Below are 16,806 nucleotides of genomic sequence, written 5' to 3'. Positions count from 1 at the left end.
CGGATCGCCCTCGTACTGGACGTACTCGGGTGATTCGGGCGTGCGGCGAGAGTGCGTGCCAGGCGTCGCGGGCCCGCGAAGATCCGCCGGACAGGCCCTAGCACCGGGTCGTACGAGGGCGGCGCCGGCCGGCGCCGCCGAGTCCCGGCGGCCAGGACACCGCCGTCCGCACGGCGGCGGGCCCACCTGGCCTGTTCAGGTACCGTCCGCCCCATGGACAGTCAGGACACTCAGGGCGGCATCACCGTACAGCGGGCACTGGAACTCCCCGGTCTGCGCGGCGGGCTCCCGGAGATCGTCGCGGGCGCCGACCGCCTCGGCCGCACGGTGCGCTGGGTGCACGCGGGCGAGGTGCCGAACATCGCCTCGCTCCTGAAGGGCGGCGAACTCCTGCTGACCACGGGGCTCGGGCTCGGCTCCCGCCCGGCCGAGCAGCGCGCCTTCGTCCGCGACCTCGCCGAGCGCGGCATCGCGGCCCTGGTCGTCGAGCTGGGCCCGCGCTTCACGCGCCTGCCCGCCGCACTCGTCGACACGGCCCGCGCGGCCGGCCTCCCGCTGGTCCAGCTGCACCGCGAGGTGCCCTTCGTGACGGTCACCGAAGAGGTGCACACGGAGATCGTCAACGGCCACTACGCACTCCTTCGCCGCGCCGAGGAGGTGCACCGCCGCTGCACCGGGGCGCTGCTCTCCGGCGGCGGCGTCCCCCAAGTGCTCTCCGTCCTCGCCGAGTTCAGCGGCAACCCGGTGTTCCTGGAGACGGCGGACGGCCAGCTCCTGTACGCCGCCGGGGCGGACAGCGCGTGCGCCGACCCGCTCCAGGTCTGGGAGGGGCTGCGGGGGCGCCCCGAGGACCGGGACGAGCCCCCGGCGGGCGCCGTCCTCGTGGACGTACCGGGCGGCGGGCCCGGCGCCGGATCGGTGCGGGCCCGCCTCGTCCTGCTCGCCGTGGAGTCCGCGCTCCTCCCCGTCCACCGGATCGCCGCCGAACGGGCCGCGGGCAGCCTCGCGGTGGTCCTGATGCAGGCGAGGCAGGAGGAGGAACTGGCGGCCCGCGGCCGCGGCGACTTCCTCACCGACCTCGCCGAGGGCCGCATCACCGCCGAGGACGCGCCCGCCCAGGCCCGGGTCCTCGGCTTCAAGCCGGGGTCGAGCCCGCTGCTCCCCGTGGTCATGCGGATCCCCGACGGCCTGCCGACCGGCGGTGGTTGGGCGGTCCTCGCGCGCGCGGTCGCGGAGGAGCTGGCGTCGGTGGGAGTGCCGGTTCTGCTCGGCGTACGCCCGGTGGAAGGGAGGGTTCCGCTTCTGCTCGGGCTGCGCGCGGAGCCCGAGCGCACGACGGTCGCGGACCGGGTCGCGGCGGCGCTGCGGGCCGGGGTCGAGCGGGCGGGCATGCGGCGGGCAGGGGCGCAGTCGCCGATCGTGGTGGTCGGTGTGGCGGGCGGCTGGGCGGCGGCCGCGTCGGGCCTGCGGCACGCGGCGGAGACGGCCACGGCGGCGCAGGGGCTTCCGGACAGGCCCTGGTACGACGCGCGGCGCCTGGACATCGACCTGCTCCTGTGGCGCCTGCACCAGCACGACGGCACCGCGCTCGCCGCGTTCGTGGACCGCGCGATCGGCCCCCTGCGCGATCACGACCAGCGCTCCAAGCCACCCCTGCTGCCCACCCTCCAGACCTATCTGGCACACGCGGGCCGCAAGGCGGAGACGGCCCGCGAGCTCCACCTCAACCGCCAGACCCTCTACAACCGCCTGGCCAGGATCGGCGAACTCCTCGGCACGGACCTGGACGACCCGCAGACGGTCCTCGCCCTCAGCCTGGCGCTGCGGGCACGCAGGCACGTGCCGTGACGCGAACCGCTCGTCCGATCAGTACGAACTGATCGGCTGGGTCAACTCGTCGTAGACACTCAACACTTGAGTGACCGTTTCGTCCTCCGTGGGCCAGGTGGCGGCCTGGGCGGTGCCCAGGTCCTTCAGTTCCTGGCGGCGCACGCCGTCGGCGAGGAGCCGGGCGACGGCGTCGGAGAGGGCCCGGGCGTCCCCGTACGGGACGAGTTCGGCGGCGTCGCCGACGAGTTCGGGGATGCCGCCGACGGCGGTCGCGACGAGCGGCACGCGCGCGTGCAGGGCCTCCTGGGCGAGCAGGGAGCGGGACTCCCACTCGCTGGGCAGCAGCACGAGGTCGGCGGCGGCCAGGAGTTCCGGTACGTCCTCGCGGCGCCCGATGAGCCGCACGGGCAGGCCTTCGGCGTCGATGCGGTCCTGGAGGGCGGCGCGCGCGGACCCCTCGCCCGCGACGACGAGCAGCGGCAGCGGGGCAAGGCCGGCCCAGGCGCGGGCGGCGTCCAGCAGGACGTCGTAGCCCCGGTGCGGCTCCAGGGAGCCGACGGCGAGGAGCAAGGGGCGGTCGACGGCGCCCAGTTCGGCGCGGATCTTGTGGCGGGGCCCGGTGGGTTCGTCGTCCGTGCGCTCGGCGCGGCGGGGCGTGGGCAGGGCGACGGGGGCGAGGCGGGCGTCGCGGGCGCCCCGGCCGCGGGCCCGGACGACGAGGTCGGACGAGGTGCCGAGGACCACGGCGGCGGCCCTGGCGACGCGCCGCTCCAGGACCCGCAGGACATGGGCGCGGGCGCCCGAGGCCTGGGCGCGGGTGTGCCAGGTGACGACGAGCGGGATGCGGCGGCCGGTGAGGGCGATGGCGGCCCGCAGCGCGGCGTGCAGCCCGTGCGCGTGCACCAGGTCGGCGTCGGCGCAGGCGGTCCGCAGGGCGGCGACGGACGCGGGGTCGCTGCGGCGCGGCACGGCCACGTGGCGGGCGCCGGTGCCCGCGAAGTCGTACGCCTCGTCGGCCTCGATGGGGGCGCACACGGTGACGCGCACGCCGCGCGCGGCAAGCCCCGTCGCCAGGGACCTGACGTGCGCGCTGCTGCCCGCACTGCCGCCGCCGAGTACCTGCACGGTGTGCAGCGGCGGCTGGCCTTGCGGTACGGGGGTGCTCACGTGGCTCACGTGGCCGGGGCTCCTGGGTCGGGTCGGCGGCTGGGCGGCGCGCCGAGGGATGGGCGGGCGCCTGCGGTACGGGCGGTCGGTGGCCCGCCCACGCACAGCGCCAAGAATGCCAGTACGTACGGCCGTTCCGGCACTGCTGAAAGGTCCCTTCCGCGTCCGGCCGGACAACTTCACGCACGGGATCACCCACTCGGGTGAGCACGGGCGCGGGGCCCAGGACCAGGTCCGCGGCCGAACGCCCCCTCCGGCCAACGGCCCGTCGGCCCCCGCATCTTCGCAAGCCCGACGCTGTGGCGGAAAGCCTTTGCCAAACTTGGACGCGCCCAATGGGCCGAGGCCCCCCGTTCGCTCCCCGAAGCCCCACACGAACGCCCCCCGCCCGTGTCACCGCCCGCGTCCCCTCTCCCCTCCCCTCGCCTCGCCTCATCTCGTCTCCCCTCGTCTCCCCTCGCCTCGCCTCTTCTCGCCTCCCCTCGCCTCTTCTCCCCTCGCCGCCTCCCTCACCCCACCTGGCTGCTCCCTCTCCTCTCCTCGTTCCGCCCTCCCCCTCTCCCCGCCTACGCGGCCGCGTGCGCCCCCTCCGTCTCCGGCGCGAGCCCGGACCGGGCCATCCTGCTCACCGTGTCTCCGCACACAGCCGCAGCGACCAGGCCCGCCGCGTGGACGGCGAGACCGGCGCGGTGGTTGCCCGCGACGATGGCGGTGCCCAGGGCCGCGCCCAGGGCGTGCGCCCCCGTGTCGCCGATCATCGTGCGCTGCGCCCTGTCGTCGGGCAGGACGGCGGCCGCCGCGCCCATCGACGCGGCGGCGAGCGTGGCGCCCGGGCCCGCGCGCAGCAGGCCGGGCGCGCCGAGGGCGAGCACCGTGGCGGCGGCACGGCCGGGCCGTACGTCCACGAGGTTCACGAAGTGGGCCGTACCGGCGATGACGACGCCCGCGAGCACCTTGTCGACGGGACGTTCCTTGAGCAGGGCGCCCGCGGCGAGCGCGGCCGCCGAGACGCCGAACAACTTCACGGCGCCGCTGGTCACCTCTCCCCCGCGCAACGCCGTCAGATGCGCACGGAACCCGCGCCGGGGGTCCTCCGCGCCCGCCACGTCGTCGTACGCCCCGCAGGCGCCCGCCGCCAGCACGGCGAGGCCCGCTGCCGTGCGCGGCCGAGGGGCGAGCGCCGCGGCCCCGAGCGCGGCGCCGACGGCTGCGGCGGGGCCCGCGTGCAGTTCTACGGTGCGGCCCGCGAAGTTCGTCCGCTGCCATCGGGCAGGATCGCCGGACGGGCGGGTGCGCAGCGCCGTGAGTGTGGCGCGGGTGGCGGTGGCGGCGAGGAGGAAGGCGGTGCGGCGGCGGGAGGGGGTGATCATGCGGGTGAGGGTACGGGGCCTCGCGGGGGCGCCCCAGTCCCGCCCCTTTCCCGAAACTGGGGCTCCGCCCCAGACCCCGCTCCTCAAACGCCGGAGAGGCTAGAACTTTGCCGCACCGGCACATTTCCAGCCCGTCCGGCGATTGAGGACGAGCCGCGGAGCGGCGATACGGGGTCCGGGGCGAAGCCCCGGTTTCGGAGAAGGGGCGGGACTGGGGCGCCCCCGCGAGGCCCCCCTACCTCACCCGTCCCCCCGAGCCGCAGCCAACAACTCCTCCGCATGCGCCCGAGCAGTCTCGGAGTCCTCCTGCCCGGCCAGCATCCGGGACAACTCCCGCACCCGGTCCTCCCCTTCGAGAACCTGCACCCCGGACCGCGTCACGGACCCGTCGTTGGTCTTCTCGACCAGAAGCTGCCGATCGGCGAACGCCGCCACCTGCGGAAGGTGGGTGACGACGACGACCTGCGCGGACTTGGCAAGCCGCGCCAACCTCCGCCCGATCTCGACGGCGGCCTTGCCCCCGACCCCCGCGTCGACCTCGTCGAAGAGATAGGTGGGCACGGGATCCGTACCGGCGAAGACGACTTCGACGGCGAGCATGACGCGGGACAGCTCACCGCCGGAGGCCCCCTTGGCGATGGGCCGGGGCGGCGCGCCGGGGTGCGGGGCGAGCAGCAGCTCGACCTCGTCGACACCGGCGGGCCCGTAGGCGACGGTACGGCCGTCGATCTCGACCCCGTCGGGATCGTCGGTCTGGCGTACGTCGATGGTGACGCGCGCGTGGGGCATGGCGAGGGAGGCGAGCTCCTCGGTGACGGCGGCGGCGAACCGCGAGGCAGCCTCGACGCGGGCCTCGGTGAGGGCCCGGGCGAGCCCGGAGAGCTCGGCGCTCAACGCGTCCCGTTCGGCGGTGAGCCCGGCGAGCCGGTCGTCGTCGCCCTCCAGCTCGACGAGGCGCGCGGAGCCGTCCTCGGCCCAGGCGAGCACGGCTCCGACGTCCTCGCCGTACTTGCGGGTGAGCTGCGTCAGGGCGGCCCGGCGCTCCTCGACGGCGGCGAGCCGCAGCGGGTCGGCGTCGAGGTCGTCGGCGTACCCGGCGAGTTCGCCCGCGACGTCCGACAGGAGGATGCCGATCTCACCGATGCGCCCGGCGAGGGCGGCGAGGGCGGGGTCGTGGGAGCGGACGGCTTCGAGGGCACGGTGGGCGCCCGCGACGAGGGTGGTCGCGTCGACGCCCTCGGGGTCCTCGGGATTCCCGGCGAGGGCGGCGTGGGCGAGCGTCGCGGCGGAGGCGAGCGCCTCGGCGTGCCCCAGGCGCTCGGCCTCGGCGGCGAGTTCGGTGTCCTCGCCCGCGCGGGGTTCGACGGCGGCGATCTCCTCCAGGCCGAAGCGGAGCATGTCGGCTTCCTGGGCGCGCTCGCGGGCGCGTGTCGTGATCTCGTCGAGTTCGGTGGCGACGGCCCGCAGCCTGCGGTACGCGGCGGCGTACTTGTCGAGGGGCACGGCGACGGCCTCGCCCGCGTACCGGTCGAGGGCGCCGCGCTGCCGGGCGGGCTTGAGCAGGCCCTGCTGGTCGCTCTGCCCGTGCACGGCGATGAGGTCGTCGGCAAGCTCGGACAGCACGCCGACCGGCACCGAGCGCCCGCCGAGGTGGGCGCGGGAGCGCCCCTCCGCGGAGATCGTCCGGCTGACGAGCAGCGCCCCGTCGTCGAGTTCGGCCCCGGCCTCCTCGGCGCGCACGGCCGCGGCGGCGTCCGAGGGCACGGTGATGCGCCCCTCCACGACCGCCGACTTGGCGCCGATCCGCACCAGGGCGGGGTCGGCGCGCCCGCCGAGCAGCAGGCCGAGGCTCGTGACGACCATCGTCTTGCCCGCTCCGGTCTCGCCGGTCACGGCGGTGAATCCGGGCGACAGCTCGACCACCGCGTCGTCGATGACTCCGAGCGACCGTATCCGCATCTCCTCCAACACGCACACGACCTTACGAGGTCAGGGGTCCGCTGTGCGACGTGCCCTGGCGTCCTTGCGTGAACGCGCAGGTGGCGAAGGCCCCGAAAACGTCACCTGTCACCCGCCGGGGTGGGGTTTTCCTCAGTGAGATTCTGCGGCGGCCTTCATGGTGGGGGGCCGTCCCGCCGCAGGATCATGATCGATATGGGTACAGGACTGGCTCGGGCGGCGCTGCGCGCGCATCGCCCGGCGTTCATCGGCACGGCTGTCGCGGCGCTGTTCGCGGCGACGGTCGTGAGCGCGTCGACGATGGTGTTGCGTACGACGAGCACGGACGGGCTTTCGCGCGAGGCCCGTGCGACGCTCACGGAGAACGGCGTGGGCGACACGGCGGCCGTGCTTCTGATCGGCTCCATCTACATGTCGATATTCGTGGTCGCGTCGACCATGGGCACGGCCGTGGTGCAGCAGCACCGCGAGCTGGCCCTGGTCCGCTCCATCGGCGCCAGGCCCCGCCAGGTCCGCCGCGCGGTGGCCGTCCAGTCCCTGGTCGCGTCGGTGCCCGCCGCCCTGGTGGGCTTCGTGCTCGGCGGTGTGCTGGCCCGCGTGTGGTTCCGGGGCATGGTCACGCACGGCCTGGTCCCGGCCGAGGTGTCCTTCCGCTTCAGCTGGCTCGCGCTGCCCGTGTGTCTGGGCGTGGCCGTGATCACATCGGCGCTGGCCGCCGTGCTGTCCTCGCTGCGCTTCTCGCTGCTGCGGCCCGCGCACGCGCTGCACGAGGCGGCGGCCGGGCGGCGCGGGCTCGGGCTGCTGCGGGCGCCGCTCGGGCTGCTCGCGGTCGCGGGCGGTGTCGTCCTTTCGGTGGTGCTCTCACGGCAGCCCGCGGACGAGGCGGGCGAGGGGGCGTTCCTGGTCCTCATCCTGTTCTGCGTGGGCGCGGGACTCCTCGGCCCGCGCCTCATCGGGCCCGCGGCCTGGCTGGTCTCGGCGGCCGTGGGCCGTCTGGGCGGCGGCGCGGCACGCCTGGCGATGCTCAACGTCCGTTCCCAGCCGCGCCGTTTCGCCGCGGCGGTGGTGCCGCTGCTCCTCGTCGTCGGCTTCGGCCTCACGAAGATCGCGATCCATACGACGGCCGAGCACCACACCGGCTCCGCGGGCAGCACGGGCGAGGTCTGGATGGACTACATGGGCACGTCGTTGTACGCGGGCTTCGCCGCCATAGCCTCGGCCAACACCCTCGCCATGATCTCCTTCGAGCGCCGCCGCGATCTGGCCCTGCTGCGGGTCGTGGGCTCCCAGCGCCGCCAGGTGCGGGCGATGGCGGCCTGGGAGGCGGTGGTCGTCGCCGGGACGGCGCTGCTCCTCGGCGGGGTGATCGCCCTGGCGACCCTCGCCCCGATGCTCAGCACGGCCTTCGGCTCGGCCGTCCCGTATCTGCCGTGGGCGGTGCCGACGGGCATAACCGCCGGCACCCTGCTCCTGACCTTGGGCGCCACCGGGCTACCGGTGGTGGCGGTGCTGCGGTGCCGGGCCATATCGGTGGTCAGCGCGACTTGACCCGGGCAAGGGGCGCGGGGAACTGCGCGACCAGCCACAACGGACCCGCAGGTCACCCACTTCGCCCCAGCGGAGCGTCATTGCGGCGCCCCCCGCCACCCCGAAACCGGCAGGGCGAACTTGGCCACCAGCCGGTCGGTGAACGACGCGTGGTGCAGCCGCGCAAGCCGCACCGGCACCGCCCCCCGGCGGACCTCGACGCGCGCCCCGGCGGGCAGCTCGACGGTCCGCCGCCCGTCGCACCACAACACCCCGTGCGGCGTGTGCGGCTGGACCTCGACGGCGAGGACCGAGTCCGGCGAGGTCACCAGCGGCTTGGCGAAGAGGGCGTGCGCGCTGATCGGCACCATGAGCAGCGCCTCGACCTCCGGCCACACCACGGGCCCGCCCGCCGAGAAGGCGTACGCGGTCGAGCCGGTCGGCGTCGCGCACACGATGCCGTCGCAGCCGAAGCCGGTCACGGGACGGCCGTCGATCTCCAGGACGACCTCGAGCATCCGCTCGGCCGACATCTTCTGCACGGCGGCCTCGTTGAGGGCCCAGTCGCGGTGCACGACGTCGCCGTTGCTGTGCACGACGACATCGACGGTCATGCGCTCCTCGACCTCGTACGCCTTGGTGACGACGCGGTCGACGACCTTGTCCAGGTCGTCCCGCTCGGCCTCGGCGAGGAAGCCGACACGGCCGAGGTTCACGCCGAGCATCGGCACCCCGGAGGCGCGGGCGAACTCCGCGCCGCGCAGCAGCGTCCCGTCACCACCGAGCACGACGAGGAGTTCGCAGGCGTCGAGGCAGGCGGGTGTCGCCTCCTTGACCAGCTCCACCTCGGCGGGCAGCGGCAGGTCCGCCGCCTCCGCCTCGAGGACCCGCACGCCGAGGCCGCTGCGCAGCAGCCCCTGCACGACGAGTTCGGCACTGCGGATGGCCGCGGGCCTGCCGGTGTGCGCCAGAAGAAAAACAGTACGAGCTCGGGTCTGACTCAACGGGGCCCCTCCGCCACGGCACGGTCGACGTCCGCCGGGTCGAGTTCCGGCGCCCCGGCGCGCAGCCACAGAAAGTACTCGACATTCCCGGAGGGGCCGGGCAGCGGGCTGGCGGTCACACCGCGCACCCCGAGGCCGAGCCCCCACGCCTGCCGTGCCACGGTCCGCACGGCCTCGGCCCGCAGCTCCGCGCTGCGCACCACACCTCCGCTGCCGAGGCGCTCCTTGCCGACCTCGAACTGCGGCTTCACCATCAGGACGAGGTCCGCGTCGGGCGCCGCGCAGCGCGCGAGCGCGGGCAGAACGAGCCCCAGCGGGATGAAGGACAGGTCGCCGACGACCAGGTCGACGGGCTCGCCGTCGATGAGCTCGAGCGTCAACTCGCGTACGTTCGTACGGTCCTTGACGGTGACCCGGTCGTCGCTCTGCAGCGACCAGGCGAGCTGGCCGTAGCCGACGTCGACGGCGACGACGTGCGCCACGCCCGCGCGCAGCAGCACATCGGTGAAGCCGCCGGTGGAGGCGCCCGCGTCGAGGGCGCGCCGCCCCTCGACGGCGAGCCCTTCCGGTACGAAGGCCTTCAGGGCGCCGGCGAGCTTGTGGCCGCCGCGCGAGACGTAGTCGGGATCGTCGTCGTCCTGGGTGACCACGATCGCGGCGGCGGTCTCCACCTGCGTGGCCGGCTTGGTCGCGAGGGTCTTGCCGACGCTCACCCGGCCGGCGGCGATCAGCTGGCTCGCGTGCTCGCGCGAGCGCGCGAGCTTCCTGCGGACCAGTTCGGCGTCGAGGCGGCGGCGTGCCACTCCTGCCACGTTCGGTTCAGCTCCTGTTGTCGAATGATCCCGGCGTTCCCGAGGGGGTGGGAGGCCCGGGGCGTGCGTCCAGCGCGGTCAGCTCGTCGCGCAGGCCCCGGTGCACATCCTCGTACACCTCGATGTGGCCGTCGGTGGCGAGGTGGTCGGCGTCGCCGAGGCGCTGGAGCTGAGCGTCCACCTCGGCGTTGCCGGTGGGGGTGCGGACGACTTCCAGGGGGGCGGGCTCGGCGGGGCCTGCGGCCTCTGGGATCGCGGGGTCTGCGGCCTCCGGGCTCACCGGAACTTCGGCGTCCGCCTCCGCCGGAATCTCGTACTCCGCCTCCGTGAGCTCGGGCTCACGGCCCGGCGTCCAGTCGCTCATGCCACGACGCTACATCGAAGCCCTGCGGTACCGTCGATCACGATGGCGACCATGGCGGAGTGCCGCAGCGCACTCGACAAACTCTCGGACAACCTCGCGGCCGCGGACGGTGACGTACGCAGCGCCGCGGCGCTCGACCGCTCGCTGAGCTGCCACCTCAGAGATCTGGACGTCACGCTCGCCGGGCGCCTGCAGAACGGCCGGATCGAGGTGCTGGAGGAGCATCCCGGCCCGCCCCGCGAGAAGGCGCAGATCCGCCTGGCCATGACAGGCGACGACCTGATCGCCATGGTCGACGGCGACCTGAACTTCGCCAAGGCGTGGGCATCCGGCCGGGTCAAACTGGAGGCAGGCCTACGGGACCTCCTACAACTACGCAAGCTCCTCTGATAAAGCCCGTCCGGCGCTTGAGGACGAGCCGCGAAGCGGCAACAGGGGGGAACGGGGGCGAAGCCCCCATAAGACGCCCTCCCTACGCGCCCACGCGAGCGTTATGCGCCTACGCGAGCCTTACGCGCAGCGGGCACCACCAACGGCGTCCCCGTCTCCGGATCATCGATCACCTGACACTTGATCCCGAAGGTCTCCGCCACCAGCTCAGCGGTGACGATCTCCCCGGGCGGCCCCTCGGCCAGAACCTTGCCGTCGCGCAGAGCGATGAGGTGGGTGGCGTAACGGGCGGCGTGGTTCAGGTCGTGAAGGACGGCGACCAGCGTCCGCCCCTGCTCCTCGTGCAGATCGGCGCACAGGTCGAGGACGTCGATCTGGTGCTGGATGTCGAGGAACGTGGTCGGCTCGTCGAGCAGCAGCAGCGGCGTCTGCTGGGCGAGCGCCATGGCGATCCACACCCGCTGACGCTGACCGCCGGAGAGCTCGTCGACGTACCGGTCCCCCAGCTCGGCGACGCCGGTCGACTCCATGGACTCGCGCACGATCCGCTCGTCCTCCTTGGACCACTGCCGCAGCAGCCCCTGGTGGGGGTAGCGGCCGCGCGCCACCAGGTCGCCGACCGTGATGCCGTCGGGAGCGATGGACGACTGCGGCAGCAGGCCGAGCGTCCGCGCGACCTGCTTGGCGGGCAGCGACTGGATGGTCTGGCCGTCGAGGAGGACCCGCCCGGCGGAGGGCTTGAGCATCCGGGACAGGGCGCGCAGGAGCGTCGACTTGCCGCAGGCGTTCGGGCCGACGATCACCGTGAAGGAGTTGTCGGGGATCTCCACGGACAGCTTCTCCGCGATGACACGCTGGTCGTAGCCGATGGTCACGTCGTCGGCGATGAGCCGGTTCACGGGGGCACGCTCCTGGTCGTGGGGGTCTTCGTACGAGGTCCGGGTCCGCGGCTTCATGCGCGCCCCCGCCGAGGGGCACGGCCGCGGCGGGCGCTCGGGCGGGCACTCATATGCGCCCCGCCTTGCGCTCGGTGACGAGCAGCCACAGCAGATACACACCACCGAGGACACCGGTGACGACGCCGACGGGCAGCTGGTCGGCACCGAAGGCCCGCTGCGAGGCCCAGTCGGCGACGATCAGCAGGGTCGCGCCCATGCACATGGCGGGCACCAGGTTCGGGCCCGGCGAGCGGGTCAGACGGCGGGCCAGCTGCGGCGCGGTGAGGGCGACGAAGCTGACGGGCCCGGCGGCGGCGGTCGCGGCCGAGGTGAGCAGCACGGCGGCGCCCATGAGGACCAAGCGGGTCCGCTCGACGGGCACCCCGAGGGAGTACGCCGTGTCGTCGCCCATCTCCAGCATCCGCAGCGGACGGGCGTGCATGACGATCAGCGGCAGCAGCACGGCGCACAGCGTGAGCAGCGGCCAGACCTGGTCCCAGTCGCGGCCGTTGAGCGAGCCCGTCATCCACACGACCGCGCGGGCCGCGTCGACGAAGTCCGCCTTGGTCAGCAGGTAGCCGTTCATGGCGACGGCGAAGGCGTTCATGCCGATGCCGACGAGGACGAGCCGGTAGCCGTGCACGCCACGGCGCCAGGCCAGCAGGTACATGGCGGCGCCGGTGACGAGGCCGCCGACCAGCGCGGCGCCCGCGACCTGGCCCGCGCTGCCGCTGAAGACCACGATCATGAGGAGCGCGCCCGCGGTCGAGCCCTGCCCGATGCCGAGGACGTCGGGGCTGCCCAGCGGATTGCGGGAGATGGACTGGAACAGCGCGCCGGCGAGACCGAGGGACGCGCCCACCAGGAGCCCGACGACGACCCGCGGCAGCCGCAGGTCGTTGATGATGAACTCCTGGCCGGGGTCGCCGTTGCCCAGGAGGGTGCGGATGACGTCGGCGGCCGGGATGTCGAAGTCGCCGGTGCCGATGAGCACGACGCTCGCGACCAGCGCGGCGAGGACGAGGGTCACCACCACGACGGCCGTGCGGACGTCGAGGCGGACCGAGAGCCCGCCGCGGGTACGTATCGCCTTCACAGCTGGGCCGTCCTCCGCCGTCGTACGAGCAGGATGAACACCGGGGCGCCGATGGCCGCGGTGACGATGCCGACCTGGACCTCGGCGGGGCGCGAGACCACCCGGCCGAGGACGTCGGCGCCGAGCAGCAGGACGGGCGAGAGGACGGCGGCGTACGGGAAGATCCAGCGCATGTCGGGTCCGGTGAAGGAGCGCACCATGTGCGGGACCATCAGGCCGACGAACGCGATGGGCCCGCAGGCGGCGGTCGCGGCGCCGCACAGCAGCGTCGCGGAGGCCATGGACAGGGCGCGGGTGCGGGTCAGCCGGGCGCCGAGCGCGCGGGCGGTGTCGTCGCCCATCGCCACGGCGTTCAGCGGCCGGGCCAGGCCGAGCGCGAGCAGGGTCCCGACGGCGAGGAACGGCAGGACCTGCTGGATGGTCTCCATCTTGGCGGAGGCCAGGGAGCCGACCGTCCAGAACCGCATCTTGTCGAGCGCGGCGTTGTCCGTGATCATCACGGCCTGGAGGTAGCCGGCGAGGGCGGCGGTCAGCGCCGTACCGGCGAGCGCGAGCCGCACGGGTGTCGCGCTGCGGGTGCCGCCGAGCGCGTACACCAGGACCCCGACGATCGCCGCGCCCGCGAAGGCGAACCACACATAGCCGCTCAGCGAGGTGACGCCGAAGAAGCTGATGGCGGTGACCACGGCGGCCGACGCGCCCATGTTGATGCCGAGCAGGCCGGGGTCGGCCAGCGGATTGCGGGTCAGGGCCTGCAGGACCGCGCCGGACAGACCGAGTCCGAGGCCCGCGAGGACCCCGAGGAGGGTGCGCGAGACCCGCTCGCCGACCACGACGTCGGCATACGTCCCCGAGTCCTCGAACAGTCCGTGCCAGACCTGGTCCATGGAGAGCTGTTTGGCGCCCACGGAGATGCTGACGGCCATCAGGGCCAGCAGCAGGACGACGGAGAGGACGAGCCCGGCTCCGCGGAACACGCGGCGGCCGGGCGGCGCGGGAGCGGTTTCCGCGCTGGGTTCAGGGGGACTGTCGACCAACACGTGGTTAGGTTAGCCTACCCTCCCATTGCTCTTCGACGAGAGAAGCAGCACGTATGCCCCGGTCACGCCCCTCTCCTCGCTCGCCCCGCACACTCCTGTCCCCCTTTGCCCCCTTGTCGCGCATGTCGCCCGTGTCACGGCGTGCGCTCCTCGGCGCGGGCACGGCGCTCAGCGTCGGCGGACTGCTCACGGCGTGCGGCGACGACGAGGGCGACGGCGGCAAGGGCGACAACTCCTCGAAGCAGGGCGGGCCCTGGGCGTTCAAGGACGACCGCGGCAAGACGGCGCGTGCCGAAGGGCGGCCGCGCCGCGTCGTCGCCTACATCGGCGCGGCCGCCGCCCTGCACGACTTCGGCATCGAGTGCACCGGCGTCTTCGGCCCCACCAAGCTCAAGAACGGCGATCCCGATGTGCAGGCCGCGGGTGTCGATGTCGACAAAGTGACCGTCATCGGCAACGCCTGGGGTCAGTTCAGCATCGAGAAGTACGCGGGCCTGCGCCCCGAGCTCCTCGTCAGCACCATGAACGTCTCCCCGACCCTCTGGTACGTCCCCGAGGAGTCCGCCGACAAGATCCTGCCGATCGCGCCCAGCGTCGGCATCCTCACCGGCAAGACGACCCTGACCAAGGCCATCGGCCGCTTCGCCGAACTCGCCGAGTCCCTGGGCGCCGACCTGCGGGCCACGAAGGTGACCGCGGCGAAGAAGCGCTTCGAGGACGCGTCCGAACGGCTCCGCAAGGCCGCCGGGGCCGCGAAGTCCCGCGGCGGCATCAAGGTCCTCGCGATGGCCGCCCAGGCCGACCGCATGTACGTGGGCGACCCGCGCGACTTCACCGACCTGCGCCACTACAGCGACCTCGGCGTCGAGTTCGTCACGCCCACCAGCACCACGAAGGGCGGCTTCTTCCAGGACCTCAGCTGGGAGAACGCCGACCGGTACGAAGCCGACCTGATCCTTGTCGACAAACGGACCGGAAACCTCCAGCCCGCCGAGCTGAGGAAGTCCAAACCGACGTGGGCCCGTCTGCCCGCCGCCGAATCCGACCAGGTCATCCCCTGGTTCAACGAAGCCCAGTTCAGCCATGCCGGGTACGCGCCCCTCATCGAGCGGCTCGCCAAGGCCATAGAAGACTCGAAGAAGGTCGCCTGATGCGCGCGCTCCGCCCCTCCCGCACCGCCTCCCGCACCCCCGTCGGCGTCAGCCGCCGCGGCCTGCTCACCGGCGGCGCCGCCCTCGGCCTCGGCGCCGCCCTCACCGCCTGCGGCAGCGACTCCGACGACAAGAAGTCGGACCCGGGCTCCGGCGGCAAGGCCTGGAGCTTCAAGGACGACCGCGGCAAGACCGCCCGCTCCGACTCCACGCCGAAGAACATCGTCGCGTTCATCAGCACGGCCGCGGCCCTGCACGACTACGGCGTCGAGGTCACCGGTGTCTTCGGCCCGTCCAAGCCCGTGGGCGGCAAGCCCAACCCGCAGGCCGGCGATCTCGATGTCGACAAACTGACCAGCCTCGGCGAGACCTGGGGCCAGTTCAACATCGAGAAGTACGCGTCCCTCAAGCCCGAGCTGCTGATCAGCAACATGTTCCCGCCGCCCAACCTCTGGTTCGTCCCCGAGGAGAGCAGCAAGAAGATCGCCGCCCTCGCCCCGACCGTCGGCATCAACGGCGCCCGCGCCTCCCTCCTCGAACCCCTCAAGCGCTACACCGACCTGGCTGCCTCGCTCGGCGGGGACCTGGAGTCCCAGAAGGTCAAGGCCGCCAAGTCCCGCTTCGAGAAGGCCGAACGGACCCTGCGCAAGGCCGCGAAGGCCAACGGCGGCCTGAAGGTCATGGCGATGACGGGCGACGCCCAGCAGATGTACGTCGCCGTCCCCGACTCCTACTGCGACCTGAACTACTTCAAGGACCTCGGCGTCGAGTTCGTCGAGGGCAAGAAGAGCGACGAGTGGGGCTTCTGGGAGTTCCTCAGCTGGGAGAACGCCGACAAGTACCACGCCGACCTGATCATGGTCGACAACCGCTCGTCGGCGCTGACCGAGGACCAGCTCGCGAAGAAGCCCACCTGGACCAAGCTCCCCGCGGTCAAGGCCGGCCAGACCGTCCCGTGGTCCATGGAGGAGCGCTACAGCTACGCCGGTTACGCCCCCGTGCTCGAACAACTCGCGGAGGCGATCGAGAAGTCGAAGAAGCTCAAGCGATAACGGCCCCGCCCCGGCGCCAGCCTCCCCCTCCCCCGCGCACAGGAGAAAGGCTCACCCCATGACCGACGTCCCGTTCCGGTTCTTCGACGCCCAGGTCCTGCGCACGGAACGGCTGACGCCGTCGATGGTGCGCGTGGCCTTCGGCGGCTCCGACATGGCCCGGATGGCCTCCGGCGGCCGCGACCAGCGCGTGAAGGTGTTCCTGCCGCGGCCGGGCCAGAGCGCGCCGGTCATGCCCGACACGGAGTCCCCCGACTGGTACGCGGCCTGGCGGGACCTGGACCCCGGTGTACGCGGCATCATGCGCACGTACACGATCCGTGAACTGCGCCGCGACCCGCACGAGTTGATCGTCGACTTCGCCGTGCACGCGCCCGCCCCGGACGCGGGCTCCACCGAGGGCCCCGCGTCCCGCTGGGCCCGCACGGCGCGCCCCGGCACCCGCGTCGGCGTCCTCGCCCCGGTCGAGGAGGAGAACGCCGCGTACGACTTCAGGCCGCCCTCGGACACCGACTGGATCCTCCTGACCGGCGACGAGTCGGCGCTCCCCGCCGTCGCGGGCATCCTCGAGGCGCTGCCGCCGTCGGCCCGGGTCCTGGCCTGGCTGGAGCTCCACGACCCGGCGGACCGCCAGGAACTGCTCACCAAGGCGGACGCCGACATCACCTGGCTCACGGGCGAGGGCACGACGACGGCCGCCATCCGCGCCGCCGACCTGCCCACCGGCGCCCCCTACGCCTGGATCGCCGGCGAGTCGGCGACGGTCAAGGCGGTACGCCGCCACCTGGTCACCGACCGAGGCTTCGACCGCAAACGCATCAAGTTCACGGGCTACTGGCGCAAGGGCGCTACGGAGGACCAACTCCTGTCCAACGGCGAGGAGGCGTAACTCCAGGGCGGCAACCGATCAGCCCGTCCGGCGCTTGAGCACAAGGCGCGAAGCGCCGATCCGGCGGGAGCCCGTCCCACCCACCCGCAACACCCACCCTCCCCTCCAGCCCGTCCGGCGCTCGAGCACGAGGCACAAAGCGCCAATCCGGCGGAGGCCCGTCCCACCCACCCGCAACACCCACCTTCCCCCTCCAGCCCGTCCGGCGTTTGAGGAC

General features: G+C 73.4%; 15 protein-coding genes. 6 read left to right on the top strand and 9 right to left on the bottom strand.

Annotated features, from left to right (window positions below; translation table 11 throughout):
- Window positions 1-213: 213 nt before the first annotated feature.
- Complete coding sequence (locus ACFVHO_RS39815; protein WP_385725425.1) at window positions 214-1,848, top strand: PucR family transcriptional regulator; 1,635 nt, start codon at window positions 214-216, stop codon at window positions 1,846-1,848.
- Between the two features lie 18 nt (window positions 1,849-1,866).
- Here ACFVHO_RS39815 and ACFVHO_RS39810 read toward each other — a convergent pair whose 3' ends face one another.
- The 3 genes from ACFVHO_RS39810 to recN all read right to left on the bottom strand — a co-directional run bounded on the left by ACFVHO_RS39810 (window position 1,867) and on the right by recN (window position 6,326).
- Window positions 1,867-3,006, bottom strand: coding sequence for a glycosyltransferase family 4 protein (locus ACFVHO_RS39810; protein ID WP_385725424.1), 1,140 nt, complete (start codon window positions 3,004-3,006; stop codon window positions 1,867-1,869).
- A 557-nt stretch (window positions 3,007-3,563) separates the two neighbouring features.
- Window positions 3,564-4,367 carry a hypothetical protein gene (locus tag ACFVHO_RS39805; RefSeq protein ID WP_385725423.1) on the bottom strand — a complete coding sequence of 268 codons (804 nt, stop codon included), beginning with the start codon at window positions 4,365-4,367 and terminating at the stop codon, window positions 3,564-3,566.
- Window positions 4,368-4,607: 240 nt separating this feature from the next.
- Window positions 4,608-6,326: a DNA repair protein RecN gene (gene recN, locus ACFVHO_RS39800; RefSeq protein ID WP_385725426.1), complete on the bottom strand. Its 1,719-nt coding sequence runs from the start codon at window positions 6,324-6,326 to the stop codon at window positions 4,608-4,610.
- Window positions 6,327-6,521: 195 nt separating this feature from the next.
- Between recN and ACFVHO_RS39795 the strand changes: the two genes are divergently transcribed.
- The gene (locus ACFVHO_RS39795) at window positions 6,522-7,874 is read left to right on the top strand and encodes an FtsX-like permease family protein (RefSeq protein WP_385725422.1); all 1,353 of its coding nucleotides are present in this window, start codon (window positions 6,522-6,524) and stop codon (window positions 7,872-7,874) included.
- A gap of 77 nt (window positions 7,875-7,951) precedes the next feature.
- On the opposite strand, the gene ACFVHO_RS39790 is transcribed toward ACFVHO_RS39795, so the two are convergent.
- The 3 genes from ACFVHO_RS39790 to ACFVHO_RS39780 are packed head-to-tail and all read right to left on the bottom strand — an operon-like array spanning window position 7,952 to window position 10,033.
- Window positions 7,952-8,857 carry an NAD kinase gene (locus ACFVHO_RS39790; RefSeq protein ID WP_385725421.1) on the bottom strand — a complete coding sequence of 302 codons (906 nt, stop codon included), beginning with the start codon at window positions 8,855-8,857 and terminating at the stop codon, window positions 7,952-7,954.
- On the bottom strand, window positions 8,854-9,669 hold the full coding sequence (locus ACFVHO_RS39785) for a TlyA family RNA methyltransferase (RefSeq protein WP_385725420.1): 816 nt from the start codon (window positions 9,667-9,669) through the stop codon (window positions 8,854-8,856). The genes ACFVHO_RS39790 and ACFVHO_RS39785 overlap by 4 nt, the downstream gene beginning before the upstream one ends.
- A 7-nt stretch (window positions 9,670-9,676) precedes the next feature.
- Window positions 9,677-10,033 carry a hypothetical protein gene (locus ACFVHO_RS39780; RefSeq protein ID WP_385725419.1) on the bottom strand — a complete coding sequence of 119 codons (357 nt, stop codon included), beginning with the start codon at window positions 10,031-10,033 and terminating at the stop codon, window positions 9,677-9,679.
- Window positions 10,034-10,075: 42 nt separating this feature from the next.
- Between ACFVHO_RS39780 and ACFVHO_RS39775 the strand changes: the two genes are divergently transcribed.
- Window positions 10,076-10,423, top strand: a complete 348-nt coding sequence (locus ACFVHO_RS39775) for an SCP2 sterol-binding domain-containing protein (protein ID WP_385725418.1) — start codon at window positions 10,076-10,078, stop codon at window positions 10,421-10,423.
- 101 nt (window positions 10,424-10,524) lie between these two features.
- On the opposite strand, the gene ACFVHO_RS39770 is transcribed toward ACFVHO_RS39775, so the two are convergent.
- The 3 genes from ACFVHO_RS39770 to ACFVHO_RS39760 are packed head-to-tail and all read right to left on the bottom strand — an operon-like array spanning window position 10,525 to window position 13,497.
- Window positions 10,525-11,379 carry an ABC transporter ATP-binding protein gene (locus ACFVHO_RS39770; protein ID WP_385725417.1) on the bottom strand — a complete coding sequence of 285 codons (855 nt, stop codon included), beginning with the start codon at window positions 11,377-11,379 and terminating at the stop codon, window positions 10,525-10,527.
- 49 nt (window positions 11,380-11,428) lie between these two features.
- Window positions 11,429-12,457 (bottom strand): FecCD family ABC transporter permease, encoded by a 1,029-nt coding sequence (locus ACFVHO_RS39765; RefSeq protein ID WP_385725416.1) that lies wholly within the window; start codon window positions 12,455-12,457, stop codon window positions 11,429-11,431.
- The gene (locus tag ACFVHO_RS39760; RefSeq protein WP_385725415.1) at window positions 12,454-13,497 is read right to left on the bottom strand and encodes a FecCD family ABC transporter permease; all 1,044 of its coding nucleotides are present in this window, start codon (window positions 13,495-13,497) and stop codon (window positions 12,454-12,456) included. Before ACFVHO_RS39760 ends, ACFVHO_RS39765 begins: the two co-directional genes overlap by 4 nt.
- 122 nt (window positions 13,498-13,619) lie before the next feature.
- Here ACFVHO_RS39760 and ACFVHO_RS39755 point away from each other — a divergent pair, with 122 nt between their 5' ends.
- From ACFVHO_RS39755 to ACFVHO_RS39745, 3 genes are read left to right on the top strand one after another with little or no spacing between them, the layout of a single operon-like run.
- The gene (locus ACFVHO_RS39755) at window positions 13,620-14,648 is read left to right on the top strand and encodes an ABC transporter substrate-binding protein (protein WP_385725414.1); all 1,029 of its coding nucleotides are present in this window, start codon (window positions 13,620-13,622) and stop codon (window positions 14,646-14,648) included.
- Complete coding sequence (locus ACFVHO_RS39750; protein WP_385725413.1) at window positions 14,648-15,700, top strand: ABC transporter substrate-binding protein; 1,053 nt, start codon at window positions 14,648-14,650, stop codon at window positions 15,698-15,700. The genes ACFVHO_RS39755 and ACFVHO_RS39750 overlap by 1 nt, the downstream gene beginning before the upstream one ends.
- A 58-nt stretch (window positions 15,701-15,758) precedes the next feature.
- Complete coding sequence (locus tag ACFVHO_RS39745; RefSeq protein ID WP_385725412.1) at window positions 15,759-16,589, top strand: siderophore-interacting protein; 831 nt, start codon at window positions 15,759-15,761, stop codon at window positions 16,587-16,589.
- Window positions 16,590-16,806 lie beyond the last annotated feature (217 nt).

It is taken from the genome of Streptomyces sp. NPDC127108 (genome assembly GCF_042677545.1).
In the GTDB taxonomy this organism is placed as follows: Bacteria; Actinomycetota; Actinomycetes; order Streptomycetales; family Streptomycetaceae; genus Streptomyces.
This window is presented reverse-complemented; position numbering and strand designations above follow the sequence as displayed.

Coding starts and splice junctions, on each gene's coding strand:
- ACFVHO_RS39795 (WP_385725422.1), top strand. CDS start 6,522: ATGGGTACAGGACTGGCTCGGGCGGCGCTGCGCGCGCATCGCCCGGCG.
- ACFVHO_RS39750 (WP_385725413.1), top strand. CDS start 14,648: ATGCGCGCGCTCCGCCCCTCCCGCACCGCCTCCCGCACCCCCGTCGGC.
- ACFVHO_RS39770 (WP_385725417.1), bottom strand. CDS start 11,379: ATGAAGCCGCGGACCCGGACCTCGTACGAAGACCCCCACGACCAGGAG.
- ACFVHO_RS39745 (WP_385725412.1), top strand. CDS start 15,759: ATGACCGACGTCCCGTTCCGGTTCTTCGACGCCCAGGTCCTGCGCACG.
- ACFVHO_RS39775 (WP_385725418.1), top strand. CDS start 10,076: ATGGCGACCATGGCGGAGTGCCGCAGCGCACTCGACAAACTCTCGGAC.
- ACFVHO_RS39815 (WP_385725425.1), top strand. CDS start 214: ATGGACAGTCAGGACACTCAGGGCGGCATCACCGTACAGCGGGCACTG.
- ACFVHO_RS39805 (WP_385725423.1), bottom strand. CDS start 4,367: ATGATCACCCCCTCCCGCCGCCGCACCGCCTTCCTCCTCGCCGCCACC.
- ACFVHO_RS39780 (WP_385725419.1), bottom strand. CDS start 10,033: ATGAGCGACTGGACGCCGGGCCGTGAGCCCGAGCTCACGGAGGCGGAG.
- recN (WP_385725426.1), bottom strand. CDS start 6,326: ATGCGGATACGGTCGCTCGGAGTCATCGACGACGCGGTGGTCGAGCTG.
- ACFVHO_RS39755 (WP_385725414.1), top strand. CDS start 13,620: ATGTCGCCCGTGTCACGGCGTGCGCTCCTCGGCGCGGGCACGGCGCTC.